The organism is Aliivibrio fischeri (genome assembly GCF_009727955.1).
GTDB classification, from domain to species: domain Bacteria; phylum Pseudomonadota; class Gammaproteobacteria; order Enterobacterales; family Vibrionaceae; genus Aliivibrio; species Aliivibrio fischeri_A.
On record NZ_WOBR01000010.1, the window covers coordinates 1 to 26,411 of the forward strand.

Below are 26,411 nucleotides of genomic sequence, written 5' to 3' on the forward strand. Positions count from 1 at the left end.
TACCTCCTTTGACATAACGCCTGCATAACACGTTTGCTACTATGCAGACTTAGCTGAATTTTAACGCCTTAACCACTGAAACTAAAGGCAAACTGACAACGCCGAGTGTAGCAAATCGTGTTGATGCATTTGTTATATTTATATCTGTAAATTAAAATATTCGTATAACAAGCAATATACATTCATAAATTGAAAGAAATTACTTTCTTATTTAATGACTATTTTTATAAATTCTATTACCTTTCACTATACTAGCTAGACCCTCTGCGATACCCTCCGCATCCCAATTTTCAGCGTAAAACTCAATGCGTATTATATTATTTTTGTTAACTTTACCCTTACTCTCTGCTTGTATATCACCACATTACTGTGATGATGATAGCTTAAATGAAGATTACGGCACACTAAAATGTACATTAGCTATTTGTGGCGACGTTGTTTTAGCCGCCGGTATCGTCTTAGTCGCGGTAGCCGCTGCTGAGGGTTCAAACAGCTCATCTAGTTCGTCTGGCTACAGCTATGAAGACCCTAATTGTGATTGCCCAAATGACTATGATAAAAACGGTAATCAATGCGGCGAAAGAAGTGCTTGGAGTAAGCCTGGAGGAAGGCAACCAGTTTGCTATGGTGTCATAGGTAACTGATAACTAATTTGAGGCAATGACTTAATGTTGATGCCTCTTAATTCAAATAAAAATATAACGCCTGCATAACACGTTTGCTACTATGCAAACTAAGCTGAATTTACCACTTAATACGGTAAACTCAAAGAAACCTAGAATGCCGAATGTAGCAAATCGTGTTGATGCGATTGTTATGTTTTTATATGTATATCGAACTTGTTAATTAACCAGTCTTCTGTTTTTGGTCTACTGACAACCAGTCCAGCAAGGCTATCATAATTTTTCAGTATTCTTTTTGACTCTGCGTCCACCAATGATGAAGCTAAAAATAATTTCATTTCAACAGAGCTTAGTCTTGAATAAACGTGCTGAATATAATATTTTTTCTCTAAATCATTAAACGATGAATCCTGTTCAATTACACTTATAATCAGTTTAATGTTGTTAACTAACGGCTGAATTTCACCATAGTTTTTTTCGATTCGCTCAATCAAATTCTGCTCTGAGGAGTCTGCGACTACATCCCATAACCAATTTAAGTATTTGTGACCAGTGTATGAACTAGAGTATTGAGTTTTATAGTTGGTTGCATACTCAACGTGAGCAGTTAAAGATTGTATAAATGTTTGTAACGCACCTTGCTTACTGCTACGTTGGTAAGAATCAATAAGAAATAATAACGTGATTGCAGCAACTATTGGACCTACAACGCCTCCCATATAGCTACCAAAGGCTCCCCAGTCGACTTGTTTCTCTGAGAAACTCACTTCATGATGAGAAAAGTAGAACAAAAAAGGAATAACAGGGGCTAACAATATAGCCGCTAAGTACTTAGATGAACTCATAATTTTACTCTTTACTCCAATTGAAAAACATAACGCTGGCATAACACGTTTATTACTATGCCAATCAACCTGAATTAACCGCCTTAATCACAAAACCCAAGGCAAACCCAGAACGCCGAGTGTAATAAATCGTGTTGATGCGATTGTTGTGCGTGCTTACTTTCGGCTTGGTCAACTTGGCAAAGAACTGCCCTGCCAAGATTTTCTAAGCCTTGATTCTAATTTACCGATGGCAATTAAGCGAACAAAATGTTCTTAAATTGCGAGATAAAGTAAATGGAAAACAGATACATTTTTTACACCATTTGAACGGCTTGGTTTCAGCTAGTTTGGAACTAATAAACCAAATATCCTAACCACAATTGGGATTGGAAATGCTGCGAGCAAAACACTGGTGCAAACTAAAATGAGGCATAACCAAAGAACAATTGAAGCGTAAAATAGCCGCTGAAACGCCTGAACTTAGGAAAATAAGGGCTAATTTGCCGAACCTGATAATACGGAAACCAAAAGGCAATAAAGAAGAAAGGAACGCTTACTAAGCCGAAACTAAAAAAGCCTCGATTCTATTGACGAACCGTGCAAAAAATTTCGGACTCAGTACGCACAACGCTTGCATAACACGTGCTGACGACCAACTTTCCAAACCAATTACACTTCAAACCAAAAACGCCGAATGTTATAAGCATCGTGTTGATGCGATTGTTGTGCGTACTTACTTTCGGCTTGGCTAGCTTGGTAAAGAACTGCCCTGCCAAGATTTTTTTATGCCCTGATTTTAATTTACCAATGCCAATTAAGCGAACAAAATGTTCTTAAATTGCGAGATAAAGTGAATGGAAAACAGATACATTTTTTACACCATTTGAACGGTTTGGTTTAAACAAGTTTGGAACTGATAAACCAATTATCCTTGCCACAACTGGGATTGAAAATGCTACGAGAAAAACACTGATACAGACTAAAATGAGGCATAACCAAAGAACAATTGAAGCGTAAATTAGCCTCTGAAACGCCTGAACTTAGGAAAATAAGGGTTAATTTGCCGAACCTGATGATACAAAAACCAAAAGGCAACAAAGAAGAAATTTACACTTACTAAGCCGAAACTACGAAAGCCTCGATTCTATTGACGAACCGTGCAAAAAATTTCGGACTCAGTACACACAACGCCGCAATAACACGTGCGAACGCCTTACTTTCCAAACCAATTATACTTCAAACCACAAACGCCGAGTGTAATTAGCATCGTGTTGATTGCTTTGTTACACGATCTTTGTCAACGCTTCGCTTTAATTGGTAAAGAACTGATTTACCGAGATTTACTGTAAACTGAGTTTAATTAGACTCGCTCAATTAAGCGAGCAAAATATCACTTCAACAGCAATAACTGTGAAACGAAACAATCCTTTTTCTTACACCATTTGTACGACTTGGTTTCAGCAAGTTTGGAGCTAATAAACCAAATATCCTCGCCACAATTGGAATTGAGAATGCTACGAGGAAAACACTGATTCAGGATAAAATGAGGCAAAACCATGAACAATTGAAGCGTAAATTGGTTTCTGAAATCCATGAACTTTTGGCAATAATGGTTAATTGCCGAACCTGATGAAACGAACACCAAAGGCAGCAAAGAAAAAGGAAATCCACCCTACTTTCACGTCTAAAAAACTAACGGCTCAATCGCTGAACTGAGCCAAAAAACTGCAATCTTTAGTTCGTGTAACGCTTGCATAACACGTTTATTACCATGCAAACCAACCTGAATTTAACCGCACTAATCACAAAACTAAAGACAAACCCAGAACGCCGAGTGTAATAAATCGTGTTGATGCATTTGTTAGGCATTTAATTTCTAATGACTATCATTATTTGACCATGATGCCGTCGCATGCTTTCCTTCACCTTTAGGTAAATCTTTTCGAGCAATTAATTGGGATTCAAAAGTGAAATCTTCGGATATCTTTACAATTAAAAGTTTATTAAAATTTCCTGCACGTTTAACTTTTACTTGTTCTTTATTTTTTTCAGGAGAGATTGTTTTTATTTCAATAAAATCATTACCAAGTCTACCATCTGAACCCTTAGTATGTGGTTTATGTCGCTTTATACCATACTCGATTTCAGCAAATAACTCCCCTAACTCTCCCCAAATTTGCAAATAACGATTTGTTAATTTGTAGAATGATTTTGCACTACCAACTAAATTCTCAAAAATTTCTACCAACTCAGAGTTAACTTCAGTAGAGTCCACATTTAGACAAGTATGACCAATTGCTTCCCATTCATCATTCGAATAACCGTAATCTTCAAGGTCGATTTCATATACGTTATACCCACAAGCTGCAGCATCTGCTATTTGGTCTGCACTATATCCTTCATTACGCATATCATGTAAAAAATCCCATTCACTCATATTACACTCCATTAATTTGATGCCTAACGCTGGCATAACACGTTTATTACTATGCAAACCAACCTGAATTTAACTACTTTAATCACAAAACCCAAGGCAAACCCAGAATGCCGAGTGTAATAAATCGTGTTGATGCGATTGTTGTGCGTGCTTACTTTCGGCTTGGCTAGCTTGGTAAAGAACTGCCCTGCCAAGATTTTCTAAGCTCTGATTCTAATTTACCGATAGCAATTAAGCGAACAAAATGTTCTTAAATTTCGAGATGAAGTAAATGGAAAACAGATACATTTTTTACACCATTTGAACGGCTTGGTTTCAGCAGGTTTGGAACTAATAAACCAAATATCCTAACCACAATTGGGATTGAAAATGCTGCGAACAAAACACTGATACAAACTAAAATGAGGCATAACCAAAGAACAATTGAAGCGTAAAATAGCCGCTGAAACGCCTGAACTTATGGAAATAATGGCTAATTTGCCGAACTTGATGATACGAAAACCAAAAGGAAACAAAGAAGAAATTCACGCTTACTAAGCCGAAACTACGAAAGCCGCGATCCTTTTGATGAACCGTGCAAAAAATTTCGGACTCAGTACGCACAACGCCTGCATAACACGTTTGCTACTATGCAGATTAAGCTTAAATTTACCACTAAACACGGTAGACCCAAAGAAACCTAGAATGCCGAATGTAGTAAATCGTGTTGATGCATTTGTTAAACCGTACTGTTTAAGGCTACAGACAAGAAATCTTGACCAAAACTAGTTAATGACAATTCTTGCCTTTTATTAAACGCTACGTTGTCCTGAATTATATTATTTTTTAATTTTTGGACATCATTGATTAAATCAACAACGACTCTATTTGTATCCTCAATTCTTTTTGGCGCCGAATAGTGTCTTTTACCAACGAATCGTTCAAGTTCTTTCTGGTTATGATCTCTTTGTTTCCAAGTGAGTAACCCAAGTCGAAGTAAATTTGATAATGATCTTTGAACATATGCTGCCTCATCAATCGCATACGTATTTTCATTTTTCGAAATAAACCCTTTAAGTACTTTTGCATCCAATGTTGTAAGTTCATTAATAACAGATGCATAACCGGGATGAACTTTATCAGCTAGATCTGAATCACTGGAAGATATTAATAATTGAGCAAATAAGCGCTGGATTTCTGGTTCTTCTGCAGAATATGCAACATTTTTTAATATCGAACAGCCAATTCTAAAGCTTGGTTCTATTCTTCTATTATGAGGAATTTTTTTATACCCTTCTTTATATTGCTCTCTAAATGGTTCAAGAAAACTACTTATAGCATCTACTGGCAAGCCTATAACATTATCAAATAATCGAAGTATGCTATCTGCTGTAGATGCAGCCCTCCTCATTGGCTTACGTAAATCTTCTACAATTTCACCTTTTAGTCTTATACCTTCAGAACCAATACTTATTTCATCATTATTACTCATTTATACCTCCCGACGGTTTAACGCCTGCATAACACGTTTACTACTATGCAATTATACTTAATATTGACGCCTTAAAACGAGAAACACCCGGCAAACTGAGATGCCGAGTGTAGTAAATCGTGTTGATGCATTTGTTATATGCAATGCGATGATATTAATTATTTCTTTTCTAGGTTAAGATTTAATAATAACATTTCAGTTAGCTCTAATATAAAGTTAGTTGCTGTTTGATAATCACCAAATTCTTGTAAACTATATACATAATTCCATGAACGGTTAACTGGCGCATTATGGACATAGATTACATTAATATTCATTGAGGTTGCTATATTTACCATAATTGCTTCAAGTTTAAGTCTTTGAGATTGAGAATTTGGCCTAATATTAATGACATTACTCTTAGGACGTGCCGCATAGATAATTTCTGTTTTCATTTCAAATCAACAATATAATAATTTTCGTAAATAATAGCATAATTTAATTATATAAATAATGCATATAACGCCGCAATAACACGTTTATTGCTATGACGACTTAGCTGAATTTTACTGTCTTAAACACCTAAACCAAAGACATACCTACAACGCCGAATGTAATAAATCGTGTTGATTGCTTTGTTATGTGAATTGCCTAATTGATCCCATGAGCCTTTTTAAAACGTCTTACTTTTGTTCTCATATTTTTCATTGGTGACGACGTATTAAATTGGATCATTCGTCCTAACGGCCATTGCTCATACCACAGGATTTCATATAAAGCATAATTATCAAGGCTATTAATTAAATCTAAAATTTCTTTAGTTGTCGATTTAAACTCAAGCTGTAAATCAACGAAATCCCAGTCTTTATAATGAGCTTGGAAGCTTTTAGCTAATTCACCTAGTTGATTCCATTTATAACCGGTTTCAGGGAAATCTACAGGCTTTCCATCTGATTTTAGCTGATACCATTTAAGAACAAGCTTACCCCAACCTATTAAATACGAAAGAGTATCGCAAACACTAACTTTTGTATTTTTTACGTTCCCTTCAATTTCCAAATCGCGAGATAACTCCGATGGAATAGATTGATAATCAATTAATAATTTAGATGAAATAGAGCTAATCGCATCAACTAACTCATCTTTATTTTTTGGGACTGAGGACATTTTAGACTCCATTCACATAACGCCTGCATAACACGTTTGCTACCATGCAGATTAAGCCCAAATTTACCACTTAATACGGCAAACCAAAAGAAACCTAGAATGCCGAATGTAGCAAATCGTGTTAATGAATTTGTTATATTGCCTATTGATAAACAACATGAAATCGTTCCAATACAAGAACCATGTCCTCACTAGGCTTAATATTTAACTCTGAAAGGAACGCCAATGAGCTTCACGCCACCATTTTAATGAACGGTCACCCTCGCCTTCTGCATGAGCGAACTCAGCCGTAACGTCGCTATATTTACACGTTTCAACTGAATCAATTTCAATGATACAAATTGGTTTCCCATTCCAATCAACGACCACTTGTAAGTGACCAACGGTTGGCATTGGTTCTTCACCAGATTCATACCAAACATTTAAACTACAAGTTGCAGTCTTTTGACCAATTCGGATTAATTCAGCACATAGATTTGCATTATGCTCATCAGCATAGAAATAGTCTGAACCGAATGATTGATACTTTTTACGCTCAGTTTCAGATAGTGAGCTGAGATACTTATTCAAGTAGATTTGAGACTGTTCTTCCATGAAATCCTCTTAACTATTTTCGCAATATAACGCCTGCATAACACGTTTGCTACTATGCAGACCTAGCTGAATTTTAACGCCTAATCACTGAAATTAAAGGCAAACTGACAACGCCGAGTGTAGCAAATCGTGTTGATGCATTTGTTACACGATCTTTGTCAACGCTTCCATTAACTTGGTAAAGAATTGATTTACCAAGATTTACTGTAAACTGAGTTTAATTAGACTGGCTCAATTTAGCGAGCAAAATATCACTTCAACGGCAAAAACTGCGAGATGAAACAATCCCTTTTTCTTACACCATTTGTACGATTTGGTTTCAGCAAGATTGGAGTTGATAAACCAAATATCCTTGCCACAATTGGGATTAAAAATGCTGCGAGTAAAACACTGATGCTGACCGAGATGAGGCAAAACCATGAATAATTGAAGCCTAAATTGGTTTCTGAAACCCATGAATTTTTGGCAATAATGGTCAATTGCCGAACCTGATAACACGAATATTAAAAGGAAACAAAGAAAAAGGAAATCCACCCTACTTTCACACCTAAAAAACTAATGGCTCAATCGCTGAACTGAGCCAAAAAACTGCGATCTTAGAGTTCGTGTAACGCCTGCATAACACGTTTGCTACGATGCAGACTTAACTGAATTTTAACGCCTTAATCACTGAAACTAAAGGCAAACTGACAACGCCGAGTGTAGCAAATCGTGTTGATGCATTTGTTATGTGTTTGAACTCATTGTATATTCCATATGTCCTGTATGCTCGCACACTTGCTCACTGATTACAGCAAAACCTTGAGATAAATAAAATTGATAGCTTGCCACATTCTCAGAATATACATTTAGAGTAAGCATTGGGCATTGCCCTTTGGCATGGGAAATTAACTGCTTACCAATCCCCTTACCTTGATACTCTGGTGATACAAAAATTGCAGCTAACATATTTTCATACAAAGAATAGAATCCAACAACTTTTGAGTCTACCTCGGCCACATAAGTTTTAGATGCAGGAATGTAAATATCACGCATATTATCAACTTGCGATACCCAAAATTCAGCAGATACGAAATCATGCGCTTTAATTGAGGAGTTAAGCCAAATATCTAAAACTGCATTGATATCTTGCGGAGTATATTGTCGTATCATTTCACTCTTAACCTTTTGTTTAATTGATAATAAACCTACATTATTTTCTATTGAGCAATCAACGTATTGAAGATTTACGACAAAATAAGCCTATATTTCCATCGGAAACACATAACGCCTGCATAACACGTTTGTTACCATGCAGATTAAGCCTAAATTTACCACTTAATACGGTAAACCCAAAGAAATCTAGAATGCCGAATGTAGCAAATCGTGTTGATGCATTTGTTATATTGCCTACTAAAAATTACAGTGCTGACTTTCACAAGGTACACCATCGCCATCTCCATCCATTTTTGTATTTGGACAATTAGCAATGTAGAACTTAGCTTCGTCACATGACCTCATTTCGCTACAGTAAGTTTTTCCATCACAGCTAAAACCCATATTTTCATATGCAGGCGTTGTAATAAGTAAAGGTGCTGAGTCGTTTTTAGATACGTTACTTTTTGACAAAAATTGATAGCCAAGTATGCCGATTGTGATAACAGCTAACACTAAAATTTTTGTTACGAAAGAGCTTCTAGATTTAGATGGTTGAACACCGATTAGTGAAATAGATTTAGCATTCGTTTTATCATTTTTATATTCAATTAAAAATGCTACCTCATCACCAACTTGTGGCCGACGGTAACCTTTTTTAAATTGAGAGATGTGAGCGAATATATCACCTGACCCATTGTCACTTTGAATAAACCCAAAACCACGATCATCAACCCATTTTATGATTTTACCTTTCATACCTTTCCTTTTCACTGGCAATATAACGCCTGCATAACACGTTTGCTACGATACAGACTTAGCTAAATTTTACTGCCTTAATCACTGAAACTAAAGGCAAACCGACAACGCCGAATGTAGCAAATCGTGTTGATGCATTTGTTATGTTTTGACTATAATTTTGTGAGTTTGCTTAGACTGATTAAATACAATATTTTCGCCTCTAAAAATACGAGCAAACGACTTTAACGAAAACCATGCATACATACCAAAACATGGGAATGCTATACACTGTGCAATTATAACTTGGCTTAATTGAAGACCTAACATTTTGCCAAAAATTAACGGTGTGAATGCTAAGAAAGCGAATGTACCATAAAGTACTATATGTAATATTTTTCTCCACAACCTAGACCATTTACTTACGTATTTTTGTTTAAATGAAATTTTATGATTACCATCAACATTTATCTTCTCTAAGTAGTGATGTGCCAATACATAATCTCTTAAGCATTTAACTGGGTCTTCTAGGGTAAGGATATATTCAACCTCACTAGTAGATACAACTGTGGAATTAGCTAATGCCTGATAACCTTTTTCAATGGAGTAAGGGTGAAGCTCTCCCTTTTGAATATCACTTAAAAACTCTCTAGAAAAACGATAATCATCACGTAATCGGACACTCTTACCTGCTATTAAATCATAGTACGCTTTTCCTGCACCAACCAAGGTCGCAATAGCTGCAATACTCTTAATTATTGTTGAAATATCCATCTTTATTATAGAGTCCTATAAAAACATAACATTTAATTATACCCACCACATTCGTAATCTCTACTGAATATATTTCTGTACGTATAAATTCAATATTCTATTTCAAAACCAATAACCTAGCACCTAAAACCACTGAAACTTCAAAAGAATTATACGTAATTGGTTCGTATATCTCACTTTTAGCCTTGCATACATGTAACTGATTAAATAGACAATTCCATCAAAATTTAATCTAACCTTCAAATATACGAACCCAAATTGAAACTCTAGTGAAGTGACTTACACTCAATACACCATTAACCACCACATACAAAGCAACATGGATATCCCATTAGATCTAAAACCAGATTCACAACGCTTTACCGACCAACTTCGAATTTTCATTCGAACACGTGCACTAGCCTATAATACAGAGAAACAATACATTTATTGGATAAGTTGTTTCATTCGTCATAACAACTACACATCAAAAGACGAAATTAATGCCTTTGATATACCAGCCTACCTTGAGCACTTAGTCGTAAAACAGAACGTATCACCAAATACACAAAAAACCGCTTTAAACGCACTCATATTTTTATGTCGTGAATACCTTCAACAATCAGTCGCTAACCTTGAATTTAAACGTTCGAAAAAAGCAACTAAACTCCCTACAGTTTTTACACACAGTGAAGCCATCTCCGTTATAAATGAACTTGACCACCCCACGAAACTAATTGCACAACTTATGTACGGAAGCGGCTTACGAATAAACGAAGCATTAAGGTTAAGAGTAGATGATATCGATCTTATCCATAAAACCATCACCATAAGAAATGGTAAAGGTAATAAAGATAGAACCACCGTACTGCCCGAAAGCATCATTCCAGAGCTGAAAACGCAACTCGCGTTTGTAAAACAACAGCATAAAATGGATGCAATAAATGGGGATGACGAAGTCTATCTACCTAATGCCATTGCAAAAAAATATCCTCACAGAGCGAAAAGTTATGGTTGGCAATATTTGTTTCCTTCGAAACAGATCAGCAAAGATCCACGTTCTGGACAACGTCGTCGACATCACATGTTAGATAGAAGCGTTCAAAAGCAAGTAACCAATGCGATTAAAAAACTCGAGATAGATAAAAAAGCCAGCAGTCACACATTTAGACATAGTTTTGCGACACGAATTTTAGAGCGAGGTGGAGATCTGAGGACAATACAAGAATTATTGGGTCATTCTGATATCAAAACGACCCAAATTTACACTCACGTAATAGGCTTACATTTCTCTGGAACAAAAAGCCCATTAGATTTTGACTAATGTTGACTACATTTCATATTGGCGATGCTTTAGCGAATAGAAAATGGCTCTAATCGCTTTCGCCAAAAAGAAAACTGCAACAACAACAAAAAACTTACTAACAACAAAGCCCGGAGTTAAATAAGAAACAATCGCGCAAAAAGCACCAATCAGTGCCGATAACATCCACTCTTTTTGCATGATTACACAACTAATCGAGCCATTTCGACACCCGAACCTCTTACTTCATCAATGTGCTCAATCACATTCTCATTCACAAATAAAATATCTACTTCGATCTGCTCAGAAAGCCATACTTTTTTAGCATCACGTGTTTCAAGTTTATCCCATTCACGATTAATCGCATTCGCCAAACGCACTGTCGCTGCCAGTGGAGAATAAATGTTATCAACTTTTGGCTCGTATTGTTCAGAAATAGCAAAAACTAACTCTTTAGAAAAACTCCAACTTTCAGCCAATTTAGCACCTAAAACAGCACTATCTGTATTGATTGTTGAACGTTGCGCATTAACTTTAGAGTCGCCTGCTTCCATTTTCTCAAAGATCTCAGGAACTTTATCTGCCATAACAGTATAGATCATTAAATCACCGATGTTATGAAGCATACCCGCCGTAAAAGCATCATTAGGGTTAACTGAGCAACTTTCACCAATGGCTTTGCTTAATACAGCAACTTCAAAAGTTTCTTGCCAAAAGCTTTCTAGATCAATCACTTCAACATAAGGAAAAGCACTTACAAGTGAAGAAGCAATAATAAGAGTCTTAAGCGGTTCAAGACCTAAACGTACAACAGCTTGATTAACAGATGATACGCTTTTACCACGCGAGAAATGCGCAGAGTTAGCCAAACGTAATACACGACCACTCACCACTTGCTCAAGTGAAATTGTTTTTGATAAATCTTGCAACTCAACGTCAGGATCATTTACCAATTCCATCATTTCACGGATCACTTTCGGAATTTTTGGTAACTCGTGAGCATGACTTAAAATTTCATTTTGTTCCATATTCTTTCTCCACAACAAGTCGCTACTTTTTCTTTTTCATCACAGCCACAGTAAAGCGGCTTGTGCAGACTAAGCGGTCTCGTTGATCTTTAATATCAATCACCCAAACTTGGGTAGTTGCACCTAAATGTAAAGGCTTGGCCGTGGCGAAAACAGTTCCTTCACGTACAGCTCTAATATGGTTGGCATTTATCTCTAAACCAACACAATATTTTGATTCATCAACACACCAATTTGCCGCAATAGAAGCAACAGACTCAGCTAATGCAACTGATGCCCCACCATGCAACATGCCTAATGGTTGATGAACCGTCGATGTCACAGGCATAGATGCAGTAATCGAATTATCATCATATGCACAATATTCAATGCTTAACGCTTCCATTAAGGTATTACGAGACGTCGTGTTTAAGACAGTTAAATCCATCTCACGTTTCCAAATACTCATTTTCACTCCTAATGTAATCGTTAATATATATATCGACAGTTTACACCCAACCTGTACGTTGAAAAACATATTTTCGCTTGTTGAACGCTTTTACTAACTGATAAACTTCACAAAAATATTTGGTTTAACTCATGTAGGATAACTATGTTAAATAAAAGCATGATTACTAACTTGATTTCGTTAATCTTGTTAGGTGTTGGTTATTACACGCAACAAAACACACTCTATTATATTGGCCTATTCGCTTTCTCTGGTGCGTTAACAAACTGGCTAGCTATTCATATGTTGTTTGAAAAGGTTCCAGGTCTTTATGGTTCAGGTGTCATTCCTGCACGTTTTGAAGAGTTTAAAGCCAGCATTAAACGTTTAATGATGGATCAGTTTTTCACCAAAGCGAACGTAGATAAGTTTTTATCAAATGAAATGAGCTCTGCTACGAACATTAATCTAAAGCCTGTTATTGATAAAATCGATCTTTCACCAGCCTTTGATTCTTTGGTTGAAGTGATCATGAACTCTCAATTTGGTGGCATGCTTGCGATGTTTGGTGGTCAAGAAGCCATTGACCCAATGCGTGAACCGTTTATTGAAAAAATGAAGGCATCAATTACTGAGATCAGCCAGCAAGAGCAATTTAAACAAGCACTAAAAGAAGAGCTTGAAGCGCCAGAAATGATGGAAGACATTCAATCGACGATTGAGGATATTATTGACCAACGCCTAAATGAATTAACTCCTAAGATGGTGAAAGAGATGGTTCAGGATATGATCAAAAATCACCTAGGATGGCTAGTGGTTTGGGGTGGTATTTTCGGTGGTGCTATCGGAATGCTTTCCACTCTAATTTAATCCATAAATATCTCAGATACCAATTTTTAAAACCAATGCCTTAGATACAAAAATGCCAGCATCAATTCGCTGGCATTTTTTATGGATTCAATCTCAAATTAATGGATTGGCGCGCTATCGTCAGCACTGAATTTACCAAAGTGTGCTTCAAGTACTTCTGGTGTTAACTCACCCGCTTCTTCAAGACGTTTTAGCTCAGCAACAATGGCTTTTTGCTCTTCAATTGATGGCAACGCTTCTTCTGGTTTATCCGCTTCTTGTTGAACCATTTCTTGAAGTTCTTTTTCAAAATCACTCATGATTATTTTCTCAATTCATAAAAACAATTAGGGGGATTCTACAAGAGAACCCCTCAAAAGGTAAACCTAAAGCCGTCTGTTAGACTTTAAAAGCACCAACTAATTGATCTAATCGTTGTGAAAGTGCGTTCAATTGTTGACTTGAATCCGCAAGTTCTTGTGCTGTAGCGGTGGTTAACTCATTAATACCATTAATTTCTTCGATATTTTGGTTAATCGTATAAACCACAGTAGATTGCTCTTCTGTTGCCGTTGCCACTTGCGTATTCATATCAGAAATATCTGTGATACTTTTTGCAATACCCGCTAACACTTGTGTTGCACTATCTGCTGATTCAACACCACGAGCCGTTACACTGTGACTTGCTTCCATCGCATCCACCGCATTTTTCGCTTCGTTTTGCAGTTGATCAATCATCTTCTGGATTTCATCCGTCGATTCTGATGTACGACTTGCTAGTTGACGAACTTCATCTGCAACCACAGCAAAACCACGACCATGATCACCAGCACGAGCAGCTTCAATGGCTGCGTTTAGCGCAAGTAAGTTGGTTTGCTCTGAAATACCACGAATAACGTCAAGGATAGAGCCAATATCTTGTGTTGTACCCGCTAATTGCTCCACCACATGGCTCACTTGAACTAAATCACCTTCAAGTTGGGTAATTGCATCACGAGAATCAATCACAGTTTGACGACCATCTTGAGTGCTTGCTTCCGCTTTACTTGCTGATTGTGCTGCATTCGCCGCATTGGATGCAATTTCGTTAATCGTACTGCCCATTTGGTTAATAGCCGTTACTACTTGAAGCGTTTGGTCACGCTGCATTTCACTGTTATCACGTGTTGATGTTGCTTTTAATGCTACGTTCTCAGCCGTAGTGTGTAATACATGACCGGTTTCAACCACTTCAGAAACCGTATTGTGAATTTTCTCGACAAAACTATTAAAGCCTTTTGAAAGTTCCGTGATTTCATCATTACCTTTCACTTCGATACGATGCGTTAAGTCACCTTCCCCCTCACCTAGTTCTTTAAAGCGATGTGCAAGCTCGTTCAGTTTATTAGTAATTGAGCCTGCGCCCCAAATCGCTAAAGAGACAAATACCGCAATAATCACCACAATCCACATAATGATATCTTGAGTAGAGGCATGCAAACTTTCAAACACTTCAGAAACCGGCACTTCAGCAACAATAAACCACTCCATTGAAGGAATGTAATGCGAAGCGATAAAGATCTCTTGGCCACCTTTTTCCATGCGACTTAGATTGAAGTTTTTCTTTGTCAGTAATACCGATGCTTCAGCAGAGCCAACCACATCCTTAATGGTTTGCTTGCCCATAATCGCTTTGTTTTTATGGATTTTGATATTACCGTCACCATCCATTAAATAAACAAAACCCGTTTGTTCAATTCTAAATCCATTTAACAAAGCAACCATATCATCTAATGATTTAGATAAACCAGCCATTGAAACGCCATTTAGCTGTTGGAAATTAACAAACAGTTTTACTTCACCGTTTTGTTCGGTAAATACATTCAACATACGCTCAGGGCCACTTTGTGTGAACCCAAAAAACCAAGCGTCTTGTTGTTTGTTTAGTTGACGTAAAAAACCATCCTGATTCCAATAGTTTGCTGTTTGACGGTTAGCAACAGATGCATCATTTAGATTATGTTGTTGTTTTAGTTTATTTAATTGACCAATAAGAACATCTTGGTCTTCAGGAGAGATGTAAGGATCAGAAATAGCATCGATAATGAAAGGGTTATTAGACATTTGCTCAGCAGCAGCAGAAAGTACAGCCACCTCTTTATCTACTTCTCCACCAATTCGGTCGAGAATGGTAGGAAGCTCAAGCGTGGTTAGCCTTTCATCTAAAGTTTCGTACGCTTTTTTTTGGGCAACAATACCCACAAGAGAAGTTGAAGCAATGATAGCGATAACGATACCGGCAACGAGTTTCTGTTTTATTGTTAGATTAATCATAATTTTTCCACAGCTAAAATAGACCCTTCATATAACGACCGTACATTTCATAACTTTAATAAATAATTATAAAAACATTCATTAATTAAATAGTTGAATAATTTCGAACTAAACCCAATCTTATTAGGAACTAATGTGGCTTTATTGAGTCACAGACAATAATTACTAAACAATCCAGACATTGGGTGAACTATGCCAGCGTTAAAAATTCAACAATTACAAACTTACCTTGAATCTCAAGTCATTGGTCAACCAGATTTAGTAAAGCAGTTATTAATTGCCCTACTTGCAGATGGTCATATTTTAGTTGAAGGTCCTCCGGGTCTTGCAAAAACGCGTGCAGTTAAAATTTTGGCAGACTCTATTGAGGGAGATTTCCACCGTATTCAATTCACTCCTGACTTATTGCCATCAGACTTAACCGGTACCGATATTTACCGTCAAGAGACCGGTGAATTTACGTTCCAACCGGGTCCTATTTTCAACTCATTAGTATTGGCTGATGAGATTAACCGTGCGCCAGCCAAAGTCCAAGCGGCGATGCTAGAAGCCATGGCTGAAAAACAAATTACAGCAGGTCGAAATACCTATCAACTGCCTGAGCTATTCTTAGTCATGGCAACGCAAAACCCGATTGAACAAGAAGGGACTTACCCACTACCAGAAGCGCAGCTTGACCGTTTCTTAATGCATTTGGATGTGGATTACCCTGGCGCACAAGACGAACTAGCCATTCTGCGTTTAAATCGTGGTGAAGCCTTGGGTGAGCAAGCACAAAGACCACAACCATTAGCGCAAAGTGAGATTTTCAGTGCTCGTAAGGAAGTGTTATCCATTTACATGGCACCTGAAATCGAGCAGTACATTATTCGTATTACAATGGCGACACGTAAGCCTGCACAATACTGCCAAGAGTTAGCAAACCAACTTGAGATGGGTGTTAGTCCACGAGCGACATTAGCGTTAGATCGTTGTGCTCGTGCACACGCATGGTTAGCAGGTCGTGATTACGTAAGCCCTGAAGATGTTCAAGCGATGGCTTATCCTGTATTACGTCACCGACTGCTATTAAGCTTCCAAGCGCAAGCAGAAGGCACAACGGCAAATAAAGTCATTGAGCGTTTATTACAAATGGTAGCGGCGTCTTAATTCAATCAAGACACATTGCTAAACGTTAATTCGACATAAGCAGATATTGTGAAGAAAACAAATACACTAACACTGCCACCACACAGCAATGGCGTTACCTTGTCACTTAATGAGTTGGTTCACTACAAGAACCACTCATTACAGTGGTTACCGCCAGCACAATCTGTATGGTCAAAAATGAATGGCAGTCATCAAAGCCGTCAAAAAGGCCGTGGCATGGATTTTTCTGAAGTACGCCAGTATCAACCGGGGGATGACATTCGCTCTATTGATTGGCGTGTCACTGCACGTACAGGAAAACCACATACCAAGCTCTACAGTGAAGAGCGAGAACAACCAACCATGCTTTTTGTGGATGTCAGTGACACCATGCGTTTTGGTTCACAGCTTCTATTCAAATCCGTTCAAGCGGCGCATTTTGCCAGTTTACTGAGTTGGATAACCTTAGCTGAAAAAGATCGCGTTGGTGGGATCATCTTTGATGGTAAATCGACACTCGATTGTAAGCCCTCTTCTCGTCAGAAAGTGGTCTTACAATTTCTTCAAAAGATCATTGAGCGTCATAACACCACGTCATCAAATACAGAGCAAACAACAACGCAACAAACGGATTCTTTTGTTAAAGGGTTGCAGCAGTTACAACGTTTGTGTCCAAAAGGCAGTGAAATCGTCATCATCAGTGATTTCTACGCACTTACGGACGATTGTAAAGCGATATTCAGTCAATTAAGTAAACACAATCGCATTCAGTTTGTGATGATAAACGATCCATTAGAGCAAGGGGTGACCCGTTTTAATGGCGTAGAGCATGTGTCTGATAACAAACGTTCGGCATGGTTAGACTTCTCCTCTCTTTCCACTAAAAATGCCTTACAACAACAGGCGAATCTACATAAAGCGTATATACAAAACATGGCAATGCAATTGGGCATTCATTTACATACCCTATCGTCAGGTTTTCCTTTATTAAATCAATTAACCACTGCACAGGATAAAGGAAGTAACTAATGTCTTTATCTTCAACAGCAGCACCAAATGCTGCATCACCGTCCGCCCCATTGCCTTTAGCGGATTTACATTTACCAGAAGCACCGAGCTTTTCGCTGTCATGGCAAGGTTACGGATTAATTTTTCTTATTATTGCTTGTATTGCTCTTCTTGTTTGGGCTTTTATGGCTTACAGAAAAAAACGACGCCTTCAACGGGTCGCTTTATCGGAATTAGCGAAATTAAAGCCGGAACAAACTCGTGATGTAGCAAAGCTATTAAAACAAGCGGCATTGAGTCATTTCTCTCGTCAGCAAATTGCAGCACTGCATGGACTCGCTTGGTGGAATTTTATTGAACAAAAGCTTCCGACAAAAAAACAAGCCAATGTTCACTTTGCTACTCGCTCAGAAATGCTAGAGAAAGCCTTATACGGCAAAGTGCCTTTATCTGAAACCAATCAAAAACGCTTTTATGATGATGTGCGTTACTGGTTGATTCATGCATTGCCTGCAAAACAAAAAAAAGCAGTGCAAGGAGCAAAACATGATTGAATTTATGTGGTGGTGGGCATGGTTTTTATTGCCAATCCCATTGGTGATCTATTTCTTAATGCCAGAAAAAGAAGCTGGCGAAGCGATTCATTTGCCTCGTTTGCCCGATCAAGGTGAATACAAACAACCAAATAAACGCATTAATATTGGCTTATTATCATTGGCTTGGCTTTTATTGATAGTGGCACTTGCACGTCCTGTCTGGTATGGCGAGCCTGTGGATATTCAGCCTGAACACCGAGACATGATGTTGGTGGTGGATTTATCCGGCTCTATGGCAGAAGAAGACATGAAAACCAGTAATGGTGATTTTGTTGACCGCTTAACCGCCGTTAAACAAGTAGTGTCCGATTTTATTGACCAACGTAAAGGCGATCGCCTTGGCTTGGTGCTATTTGGTGATCACGCTTATCTTCAAACGCCTCTCACCTTTGATAGAAACACAGTACGTGAACAATTAGATCGTACCGTGCTAAATCTTGTAGGCCAACGTACCGCAATTGGTGAAGGTTTAGGGGTGGCAACCAAAACCTTTATTGAAAGTAATGCACCACAAAGAACCATTATTTTATTAAGTGATGGTGCTAATACGGCAGGTGTACTAGAGCCATTAGAAGCGGCACAACTGGCAAAAGATAATCATGCCAAGATTTACACCGTTGGTATTGGCGCTGGTGAAATGCAAGTACGTGGATTCTTTGGAAAACAAACGGTAAATACCGCTCGTGATCTGGATGAAGATACCTTAACCAAGATTGCAACAATGACTGGCGGACAATATTTCCGTGCTCGTAACGCCGATGAACTTGCAGAAATTTATCAAACCATTGATGCATTAGAGCCTGTGACTCAAGCAACACAAACTTGGCGTCCCCATGAAGAGTGGTTCCGTTACCCACTAATGGGCTATTTGTTTGTTCTTTTCATTATTGTTGGAGTAAGAAAACGCCATGGCTAATTTTACTTTTCTCTATCCAATGTGGTTTTTAGCCCTCATACCATTAGTGGCTTTGGTTGTTATTCAACGAAAAAACCAACATCACGGTGGCTTAATCGCCCCACACATAGCAAAACAACTTGGCATGGTTCAAAAAAAGAACGGCCATGGCTTTTTATACGGACTCAGCGTTATTTGGTTTTGTGTGACAACAGCACTTGCTGGACCAAGTTTTGGCTATAAAGAAACACCGAGTTTTCAGCTTTCTGGCGCTCGAATTCTTGTCATGGATATGTCTCGCTCTTTATATGCGACGGATCTTAAACCTAACCGTTTAATCCAAGCAAAATACAAAGCCAAAGATCTTCTTCCTTACTGGAAAGAAGGCATGACAGGGTTAGTAGCTTATGCCAACAGCAGTTATTTAGTAAGTCCGTTAACAGGTGACAGCAAAACGTTAGATAATCTCATTACTAACCTATCCCCTGAAATTATGCCTTATAAAGGGAAAGGAAGTAATTTATCGGCAGCGATCAATCAAAGTATTGAGATGATGAAAAAATCTGGCCATCAACAAGGCGATATCGTTGTCTTAACCGACGGTATTTCTTCATCACAACTTGAAAAAGTGACCGCATTAGTTGATGGCACTAAATGGCGTATTAGTTTATTGGGTGTCGGTACCACTAATGGCGCACCTATCGAGCTGCCTAATGGACAATTATTAACAGACAAGACGGGTAAAACGGTCGTCGCAAAACTCGATCCACAACCATTACAGCAAATAGCGACGAAAACGAATGGTGTAGCACAGCTTATCCAATCGGATAACAGCGACATTGATGCTATCGTTCGGTTAACCAAAACACCTTTAGAGCAAGTAACAAAAAACAGTGATACACAAGTGAACAGTCGTGCAAACCACGGATACTGGTTACTCTTCCCTATTGTATTACTTTCATTATTTGCTTTTCGAAAAGGAATGATTTTAGCTTTATTGCTTGTATTGTTGCCTGTAGATAAGTCCATGGCGAATACGTTATTATCAAACGATTACAATGCTCACCAGCAATATGAACAAAAAGAATATCAAGCGGCCAGTGAGCAATTCCAATCCAAACAATGGAAAGGAGCTGCTCAATATAAAGCGGGAGATTATAAAGGCGCTATTGAAAGCTTAACTGGCCTTAGTGATGTTCAATCGCAATATAATCTTGCGAATGCATTAGCGCAAAATGGACAACTTGAAGACGCTAAAGCTCAATATGAATCTTTATTGCAAGCCCATCCCGACATGAAGGATGCTGAAGATAATCTGAATTTAGTAAAAAAAGCTTTAGAAAAACAGCAAGAACAAAAGCAGAAAGATGATAGTTATAAAAAAGACAAAGATGGTGATACATCCTTAAAGAAAGATTCGAATGGCGACAAAAAACAAAGCCAGGATAACAAGGACGGCTCTGATCAATCTTCAGATTCTAAAGACTCACAATCTCAAGATTCACAGCAGAATCAGCAGAATCAGCAGAATCAGCAGAATCAGCAGAATCAGCAGAATCAGCAGAAGGATAAATCTCAATCTGAGAATGAGTCAAAATCAGATAAACAAGAAAAATCCGATGCATCTTCTCAAGAGCAAAAACAGCAAGCTCAAGATAAAAAGAAACAAGAACAGAAAGAAAAATCAGCACAAGCAAGCGATAAGCAAAAAGAGCAAAGCAACGCTGACAAAGAGAAGAAACAAGCTCAAATGCAGTCTCAACAAGGTCAAGTTGATAGCGATGCAAAAACAACTGATCCACGTTTACAAAAACTAGAGCAATCTGGTGCTAAAGAAGATGAACTGCTTCGTGCACTACTCTATTTACAAGCTCAACAACAAGAGCCACCACAAGCTTCTGAGAACGAATGGTAATACCGATGAAAAGACACTTAAACTACCAATCTTCAATAATGAAAACATCACTGATGAAGAAAATACTATTACTGCTTACCCTGACTATCAGCGGGATTTCGTACGCCAACGCCCAAGCGATTGCAACCGTTAGCAAAAACAACATAACCGAAAACGAAGTTATCCAACTGATGGTATCAGTAGATAAAAGCGCAGACCAAAGTAAGTTTGATATTAGCCAGCTCGGACCGGATTTTCGTTCAGGCCAAGTCAGCTTTGGGAGCTCTCGTTCATTAGTTAATGGCGATTACAGCGTTCAAAGCCAATGGACTGTATCGATTGCACCAACCAAAATGGGAATATTAACCATTCCAAGTATGGAGGTTGCAGGTGAACAAACAAACCCAATCAATATTCGCGTAAATAAAGACGCAACGGCACCAAAAAGCAGCGATATTATCAAAGTCAGCGGTGAGTTAAGTAAAAACGAATTGTACGAAGGTGAAACGGCACAATTTAATGCCAAAATAGCCATCTTTGCTGATATTCGTCGTTTAAAAGATCCAAATATCATTACTCCTCAAGGAAATGGGGTTGAATTTTCTCCTATTGGTGAAAGTAAACAATATCAAACGGTTATTGATGGTTTACAAGCAACGGTGGTTGAACAGGTATTTAGTCTAAGCGCAAACAAAGCAGGTAAATTAACCTTTGATGGCTTGGCTTTTACGGGTGGATTAATACAAACCGATCGTTACGGTCGTAGCACCAAGTTAATTCCATTAAACATAAACCCAAAACAATACTCAATTAATGTATTAACTAAACCATCTGATTACAAAGGAACATGGTTACCAACCAGTGATTTGAAATTAGGTCAGCAATGGCTCGTTGATGGCAAAGTCCTAACCAACACAGAGGTTGAAGCTGGCACAGCCATTACTCGCCAAATCACCCTAATGATGGCTGATGTACCACCAGAAAGGTTGCCATCTATTGATATCAACTATCCAAAATCAGTTCGTATGTACGACGAAAAGCCGACCATTGGTAAAGACAGCCAAGGGAATAGTGTTATGACCATTAAACAAGTGATCATTCCACATACATCGGGCCAAGTTGAATTACCAGCGGTATCGATTCAATGGTGGAACAGTAAAACGCACAAGGCAGAAGTCGCAAAATTAGATTCATTAGCGCTAACCGTGACACCAAACAGTCAAAAAAGCGAACAAATGATCGAGCAACAAACAAATGAGCAACCGAAAACCGTAATAAAACGAGAAGTTGATCACGGTATTTGGCCTTATACCACCCTAGGTTTTGCTATTTTATGGCTATTAACACTTATTGCTTGGTATAAAGCGCGAAACAGTGTGAGCAAAGAAACATTAACGGTTACATCCAATCATGCTATATCAAACAGTGATATTTCTGTATTAATTACGGCACTTAAATCAGACAATACCATACTTGCACACCAGATCATGCAAGACCATGCTGATGACTGGAAAGCAAAAGGAATCGATACAGATAAAGTCAAAGTGCTCATTGAAAAATTAAGCCATGCTAAATACTCAAACAATTCAGAAAACCCTGATAAAGAAAGGCTTATTAAAGAGATAACTCAACAATTAAAGGTGAGTAAAAAATCAAAATCAAGCCCAACTGAACTTGAAGCATTATAGACTTTAACTGCATAAATGAATTTATGGCTGGCTATGTGTCAGCCTTTTTTATGTCTCACCACACCTCAGCACTTCCGCTCTTTTTTAATCTCATCCAGATAAGTACTTTCTTCGTATTTTTAATTAACTTTTTTAATTTTTCACTAATGGTTTGCGCAAACGATCACGCTCAAATATTCAGATAAAAATGGATGTATCTTCACACAATGTTCGATTTACCATTGACTTATTCGACGGAAAGCTCAATTATCACCTTATCAAATGTTCACTACCATCGCATTTGCTCAATTAAGCACAGATGGAAGCGAGACGGACTTTAAAAGAATGTGCTAAATCGCATATGACAAGTAAGGGTAAGTAGTATGACAACTAAACTAGAACAACTTCGTAAACTAACAACAGTAGTAGCTGACACGGGTGACATTGAAGCAATCGCAAAATACACGCCTGAAGATGCAACAACGAACCCTTCTCTAATTCTAAAAGCGGCAGAAATTGCTGAATACGCACCACTAATCGATGCGTCTATTGAATACGCTAAAGCGCAAAGCAATGACAAAGCACAGCAAGTTCAAGATACTTGCGACATGCTTGCAGTTAACATCGGTAAGGAAATTCTTAAAGTCGTTCCTGGACGTATCTCAACAGAAGTAGATGCTCGCCTTTCTTACGATACTGAAGGCAGTGTGGCAAAAGCACGTCAACTGATCAAAATGTACAACGATGCTGGCATCACTAATGACCGTATCCTTATCAAACTGGCTTCTACATGGGAAGGCATCCGTGCTGCAGAGATCCTAGAAAAAGAAGGCATCAACTGTAACCTAACTCTGCTGTTCTCTTTTGCTCAAGCTCGCGCATGTGCTGAAGCAGGTGTTTACCTTATTTCTCCTTTTGTTGGCCGTATTATGGACTGGTACAAAGCAAAAGAAGGTCGTGACTTTGAGCCAAGTGAAGATCCAGGCGTTATCTCTGTTGCTGGTATTTACAACTACTACAAAGAGCACGGTTACAACACAGTTGTGATGGGCGCAAGTTTCCGTAACATTGGCGAGATCCTTGAATTAGCAGGTTGTGATCGCCTAACAATTAGCCCTAACCTACTTCAAGAACTTGAAGAAGCAACTGGCGAAGTGGTTGAAAAACTGGTTGATACAAACGGCAACAAAGCGCGTCCTGCTGCAATGACTCACGCAGAGTTCCTATGGGAACATAACCAAGACGCAATGGCTGTTGAGAAACTGGCTGAAGGTATCCGTAACTTTGCGGTTGACCAAGGTAAGTTAGAAGCGATGATTGCTGCTAAGCTATAAATTTTAGGTTTCAGATCGGTCGCAAGCTCCCTTGCAGAATTCAGGGGAGTCTGCGGTTAGTTTAGAAGTCACCACAAGCACCTCTGAACCCTTTAAGCGAAGCGATCTGAACCCTTCTCTTTTCCTTTTTAATATTCGAGTTAAACATTATGAACCGACCTTCTCTAACAAATAAGTATTTAGCTAATGCAATCCGTGCCCTAAGCATGGACGGCGTACAACAAGCAAACTCTGGTCACCCTGGCGCTCCTATGGGCATGGCTGACATCGCTGAAGTTCTTTGGCGTTCTCACTTAAATCACAACCCAGCAAACCCGGAGTGGGCTGATCGCGACCGTTTCATCCTTTCAAACGGCCACGGCTCTATGCTAATTTACTCTCTGCTTCACCTTTCAGGTTACGAGTTATCAATTGATGACCTTAAAAACTTCCGTCAACTTCACTCTAAAACTCCAGGTCACCCAGAGTATGGCTATGCGCCAGGTGTTGAAACAACGACAGGTCCTCTAGGTCAAGGTATTACCAATGCTGTTGGTATGGCGATGGCTGAAAAAGCATTAGCGGCACAATTCAACAAAGAAGGCCACGATATCGTTGACCACTTCACTTATACATTCATGGGTGATGGCTGTTTGATGGAAGGCATCTCTCACGAAGCGTGTTCACTTGCTGGTACATTAGGTCTAGGCAAATTAATCGCATTCTGGGATGACAACGGTATCTCTATTGATGGTGAAGTTGAAGGTTGGTTCTCTGATGACACACCTAAACGCTTTGAAGCATACGGTTGGCATGTAATTCCAGCGGTTGACGGTCACGATTCAAACGCTATTAATGCCGCAATTGAAGCAGCAAAAGCAGATCCTCGCCCTACTCTTATTTGTACGAAAACTATCATCGGTTTTGGTTCTCCAAACAAACAAGGTACGCACGATTGTCACGGTGCTCCACTAGGCGCTGACGAAATTAAAGCAGCAAAAGCACAATTAGGTTGGGAGCACGGCGCATTTGAAATTCCGCAAGAAGTTTACGCAGAGTGGGACGCGAAAGAAACAGGCGCGGCTAAGGAAGCGTCGTGGAACGAGAAATTTGCAGCTTATGAAGCAGCATACCCAGAACTTGCAGCCGAATTTACTCGCCGCGTAAACGGTGATTTACCAAAAGAGTGGGAAGAGAAAGCATCGGCAATCATTGCTGATCTTCAAGCTAACCCTGCAAACATCGCATCACGTAAAGCATCTCAAAATGCACTAGAAGCGTTTGGTGCTATGTTACCTGAATTCATGGGCGGCTCTGCTGACCTTGCACCATCTAACCTAACGATGTGGTCTGGTTCTAAGTCGCTTGAAGCTACTGACTTCTCTGGTAACTACATTCACTACGGTGTGCGTGAATTTGGTATGACAGCAATCATGAACGGTATTGCTCTGCACGGTGGTTTCGTACCATACGGCGCAACCTTCCTAATGTTCATGGAATACGCTCGTAACGCAATGCGTATGGCTGCACTAATGAAAGTGCAAAACATCCAAGTTTACACGCACGACTCTATCGGTCTTGGCGAAGATGGTCCAACTCACCAGCCAGTTGAGCAAATCGCGTCTCTACGTCTAACTCCTAACATGAGCACATGGCGTCCATGTGACCAAGTTGAATCTGCTGTAGCATGGAAACTGGCTATCGAGCGTAAAGATGGTCCATCTGCACTTATCTTCTCTCGTCAAAACCTTGCACAACAAGAGCGTGATGTAGAGCAATTAGCGAACATCGCTAAAGGTGCTTACATTCTTAAAGATTGTGAAGGCCAACCTGAACTTATCCTTATTGCAACAGGTTCAGAAGTTGAGCTAGCAGTTGAAGCAGCAGCACAACTGACAGCAGAAGGTAAAGCAGTACGTGTTGTTTCAATGCCATCAACAGATGCCTTTGATAAGCAAGACGAAGCATACCGTGAAACAGTACTTCCATCAGCGGTAACTAAACGTATCGCAATTGAAGCTGGCATTGCTGACTTCTGGTACAAGTATGTTGGTTTCGGTGGCAAGATCATCGGAATGACAACATTTGGTGAGTCAGCGCCTGCTGATGAGCTATTCAAAATGTTTGGTTTCACTACTGAAAACGTAGTAAACACAGCAAAAGAATTGTTAGCTTAATAATAGACGCTTTTATAAACAGAACATCTTAATAGACAAAAGCCTCGCTAATTCAGCGAGGCTTTTTTTATATTAGTAAATAGTTTTGAA

At 38.7% G+C, this 26,411-nt stretch carries 24 protein-coding genes and 1 pseudogene; 11 read left to right on the forward strand and 14 right to left on the reverse strand.

Features of this window, described 5'->3' with window-relative positions; genetic code table 11:
- The first annotated feature begins 305 nt into the window (after positions 1-305).
- Positions 306-644 carry a hypothetical protein gene (locus tag GNP81_RS13215; RefSeq protein ID WP_155673744.1) on the forward strand — a complete coding sequence of 113 codons (339 nt, stop codon included), beginning with the start codon at positions 306-308 and terminating at the stop codon, positions 642-644.
- Between the two features lie 170 nt (positions 645-814).
- Here GNP81_RS13215 and GNP81_RS13220 read toward each other — a convergent pair whose 3' ends face one another.
- From GNP81_RS13220 to GNP81_RS13260, 9 genes and pseudogenes are all read right to left on the reverse strand, one after another.
- Positions 815-1,468, reverse strand: coding sequence for a hypothetical protein (locus GNP81_RS13220; RefSeq protein ID WP_155673746.1), 654 nt, complete (start codon positions 1,466-1,468; stop codon positions 815-817).
- Positions 1,469-3,326: 1,858 nt separating this feature from the next.
- On the reverse strand, positions 3,327-3,887 hold the full coding sequence (locus tag GNP81_RS13225) for a hypothetical protein (protein WP_063656868.1): 561 nt from the start codon (positions 3,885-3,887) through the stop codon (positions 3,327-3,329).
- Positions 3,888-4,605: 718 nt separating this feature from the next.
- Positions 4,606-5,358: an Abi-alpha family protein gene (locus GNP81_RS13230; RefSeq protein WP_155673747.1), complete on the reverse strand. Its 753-nt coding sequence runs from the start codon at positions 5,356-5,358 to the stop codon at positions 4,606-4,608.
- 158 nt (positions 5,359-5,516) lie between these two features.
- Positions 5,517-5,792: a hypothetical protein gene (locus GNP81_RS13235; RefSeq protein ID WP_155673748.1), complete on the reverse strand. Its 276-nt coding sequence runs from the start codon at positions 5,790-5,792 to the stop codon at positions 5,517-5,519.
- Positions 5,793-5,988: 196 nt separating this feature from the next.
- The gene (locus GNP81_RS13240; protein WP_155673749.1) at positions 5,989-6,504 is read right to left on the reverse strand and encodes a ClbS/DfsB family four-helix bundle protein; all 516 of its coding nucleotides are present in this window, start codon (positions 6,502-6,504) and stop codon (positions 5,989-5,991) included.
- Between the two features lie 142 nt (positions 6,505-6,646).
- Positions 6,647-7,098: pseudogene (locus GNP81_RS13245) on the reverse strand (ASCH domain-containing protein).
- A 726-nt stretch (positions 7,099-7,824) separates the two neighbouring features.
- Positions 7,825-8,250: an N-acetyltransferase gene (locus tag GNP81_RS13250; RefSeq protein WP_155673750.1), complete on the reverse strand. Its 426-nt coding sequence runs from the start codon at positions 8,248-8,250 to the stop codon at positions 7,825-7,827.
- A 240-nt stretch (positions 8,251-8,490) separates the two neighbouring features.
- Positions 8,491-8,991, reverse strand: coding sequence for a cold shock domain-containing protein (locus tag GNP81_RS13255; protein WP_155673752.1), 501 nt, complete (start codon positions 8,989-8,991; stop codon positions 8,491-8,493).
- A gap of 141 nt (positions 8,992-9,132) precedes the next feature.
- Positions 9,133-9,744, reverse strand: coding sequence for a hypothetical protein (locus GNP81_RS13260; RefSeq protein WP_017019246.1), 612 nt, complete (start codon positions 9,742-9,744; stop codon positions 9,133-9,135).
- A 319-nt stretch (positions 9,745-10,063) separates the two neighbouring features.
- Here GNP81_RS13260 and GNP81_RS13265 point away from each other — a divergent pair, with 319 nt between their 5' ends.
- Positions 10,064-11,047 (forward strand): integron integrase, encoded by a 984-nt coding sequence (locus tag GNP81_RS13265; RefSeq protein WP_155673753.1) that lies wholly within the window; start codon positions 10,064-10,066, stop codon positions 11,045-11,047.
- Positions 11,048-11,053: 6 nt separating this feature from the next.
- Here GNP81_RS13265 and GNP81_RS13270 read toward each other — a convergent pair whose 3' ends face one another.
- From GNP81_RS13270 to GNP81_RS13280, 3 genes are read right to left on the reverse strand one after another with little or no spacing between them, the layout of a single operon-like run.
- Entirely contained in the window at positions 11,054-11,227 is a 174-nt protein-coding gene (locus GNP81_RS13270) for a hypothetical protein (RefSeq protein WP_155658698.1), read from the reverse strand.
- A gap of 2 nt (positions 11,228-11,229) precedes the next feature.
- Complete coding sequence (locus GNP81_RS13275; protein WP_155672977.1) at positions 11,230-12,054, reverse strand: HDOD domain-containing protein; 825 nt, start codon at positions 12,052-12,054, stop codon at positions 11,230-11,232.
- Between the two features lie 22 nt (positions 12,055-12,076).
- The gene (locus tag GNP81_RS13280) at positions 12,077-12,502 is read right to left on the reverse strand and encodes a hotdog fold thioesterase (protein ID WP_155672976.1); all 426 of its coding nucleotides are present in this window, start codon (positions 12,500-12,502) and stop codon (positions 12,077-12,079) included.
- Positions 12,503-12,646: 144 nt separating this feature from the next.
- Between GNP81_RS13280 and GNP81_RS13285 the strand changes: the two genes are divergently transcribed.
- Positions 12,647-13,351, forward strand: a complete 705-nt coding sequence (locus GNP81_RS13285; protein ID WP_155673754.1) for a DUF445 domain-containing protein — start codon at positions 12,647-12,649, stop codon at positions 13,349-13,351.
- A 98-nt stretch (positions 13,352-13,449) separates the two neighbouring features.
- Here GNP81_RS13285 and GNP81_RS13290 read toward each other — a convergent pair whose 3' ends face one another.
- Together GNP81_RS13290 and GNP81_RS13295 are read right to left on the reverse strand one after the other, a co-directional pair.
- A complete protein-coding gene (locus GNP81_RS13290) occupies positions 13,450-13,650 on the reverse strand; it encodes a hypothetical protein (RefSeq protein ID WP_005422950.1) in 201 nt (66 codons plus the stop codon).
- A 79-nt stretch (positions 13,651-13,729) separates the two neighbouring features.
- Positions 13,730-15,643 (reverse strand): methyl-accepting chemotaxis protein, encoded by a 1,914-nt coding sequence (locus GNP81_RS13295; protein ID WP_155673755.1) that lies wholly within the window; start codon positions 15,641-15,643, stop codon positions 13,730-13,732.
- A 192-nt stretch (positions 15,644-15,835) separates the two neighbouring features.
- Between GNP81_RS13295 and GNP81_RS13300 the strand changes: the two genes are divergently transcribed.
- The 8 genes from GNP81_RS13300 (at position 15,836) to tkt (ending at position 26,321) form a co-directional block, all read left to right on the forward strand.
- Positions 15,836-16,792, forward strand: coding sequence for an AAA family ATPase (locus tag GNP81_RS13300; protein ID WP_054775819.1), 957 nt, complete (start codon positions 15,836-15,838; stop codon positions 16,790-16,792).
- A gap of 48 nt (positions 16,793-16,840) precedes the next feature.
- Positions 16,841-17,800, forward strand: a complete 960-nt coding sequence (locus GNP81_RS13305) for a DUF58 domain-containing protein (protein WP_336495491.1) — start codon at positions 16,841-16,843, stop codon at positions 17,798-17,800.
- Positions 17,800-18,333, forward strand: a complete 534-nt coding sequence (locus GNP81_RS13310) for a DUF4381 domain-containing protein (protein WP_155673756.1) — start codon at positions 17,800-17,802, stop codon at positions 18,331-18,333. Before GNP81_RS13305 ends, GNP81_RS13310 begins: the two co-directional genes overlap by 1 nt.
- Positions 18,326-19,291 (forward strand): vWA domain-containing protein, encoded by a 966-nt coding sequence (locus tag GNP81_RS13315; protein ID WP_155673757.1) that lies wholly within the window; start codon positions 18,326-18,328, stop codon positions 19,289-19,291. The genes GNP81_RS13310 and GNP81_RS13315 overlap by 8 nt, the downstream gene beginning before the upstream one ends.
- A complete protein-coding gene (locus GNP81_RS13320) occupies positions 19,284-21,185 on the forward strand; it encodes a vWA domain-containing protein (protein WP_155673758.1) in 1,902 nt (633 codons plus the stop codon). The genes GNP81_RS13315 and GNP81_RS13320 overlap by 8 nt, the downstream gene beginning before the upstream one ends.
- Positions 21,186-21,190: 5 nt before the next feature.
- The gene (locus tag GNP81_RS13325; RefSeq protein WP_196587351.1) at positions 21,191-22,852 is read left to right on the forward strand and encodes a BatD family protein; all 1,662 of its coding nucleotides are present in this window, start codon (positions 21,191-21,193) and stop codon (positions 22,850-22,852) included.
- A 362-nt stretch (positions 22,853-23,214) separates the two neighbouring features.
- Positions 23,215-24,165, forward strand: a complete 951-nt coding sequence (tal, locus tag GNP81_RS13335) for a transaldolase (protein ID WP_155672968.1) — start codon at positions 23,215-23,217, stop codon at positions 24,163-24,165.
- Between the two features lie 149 nt (positions 24,166-24,314).
- On the forward strand, positions 24,315-26,321 hold the full coding sequence (gene tkt / locus GNP81_RS13340) for a transketolase (protein WP_155673760.1): 2,007 nt from the start codon (positions 24,315-24,317) through the stop codon (positions 26,319-26,321).
- Positions 26,322-26,411: the final 90 nt, after the last annotated feature.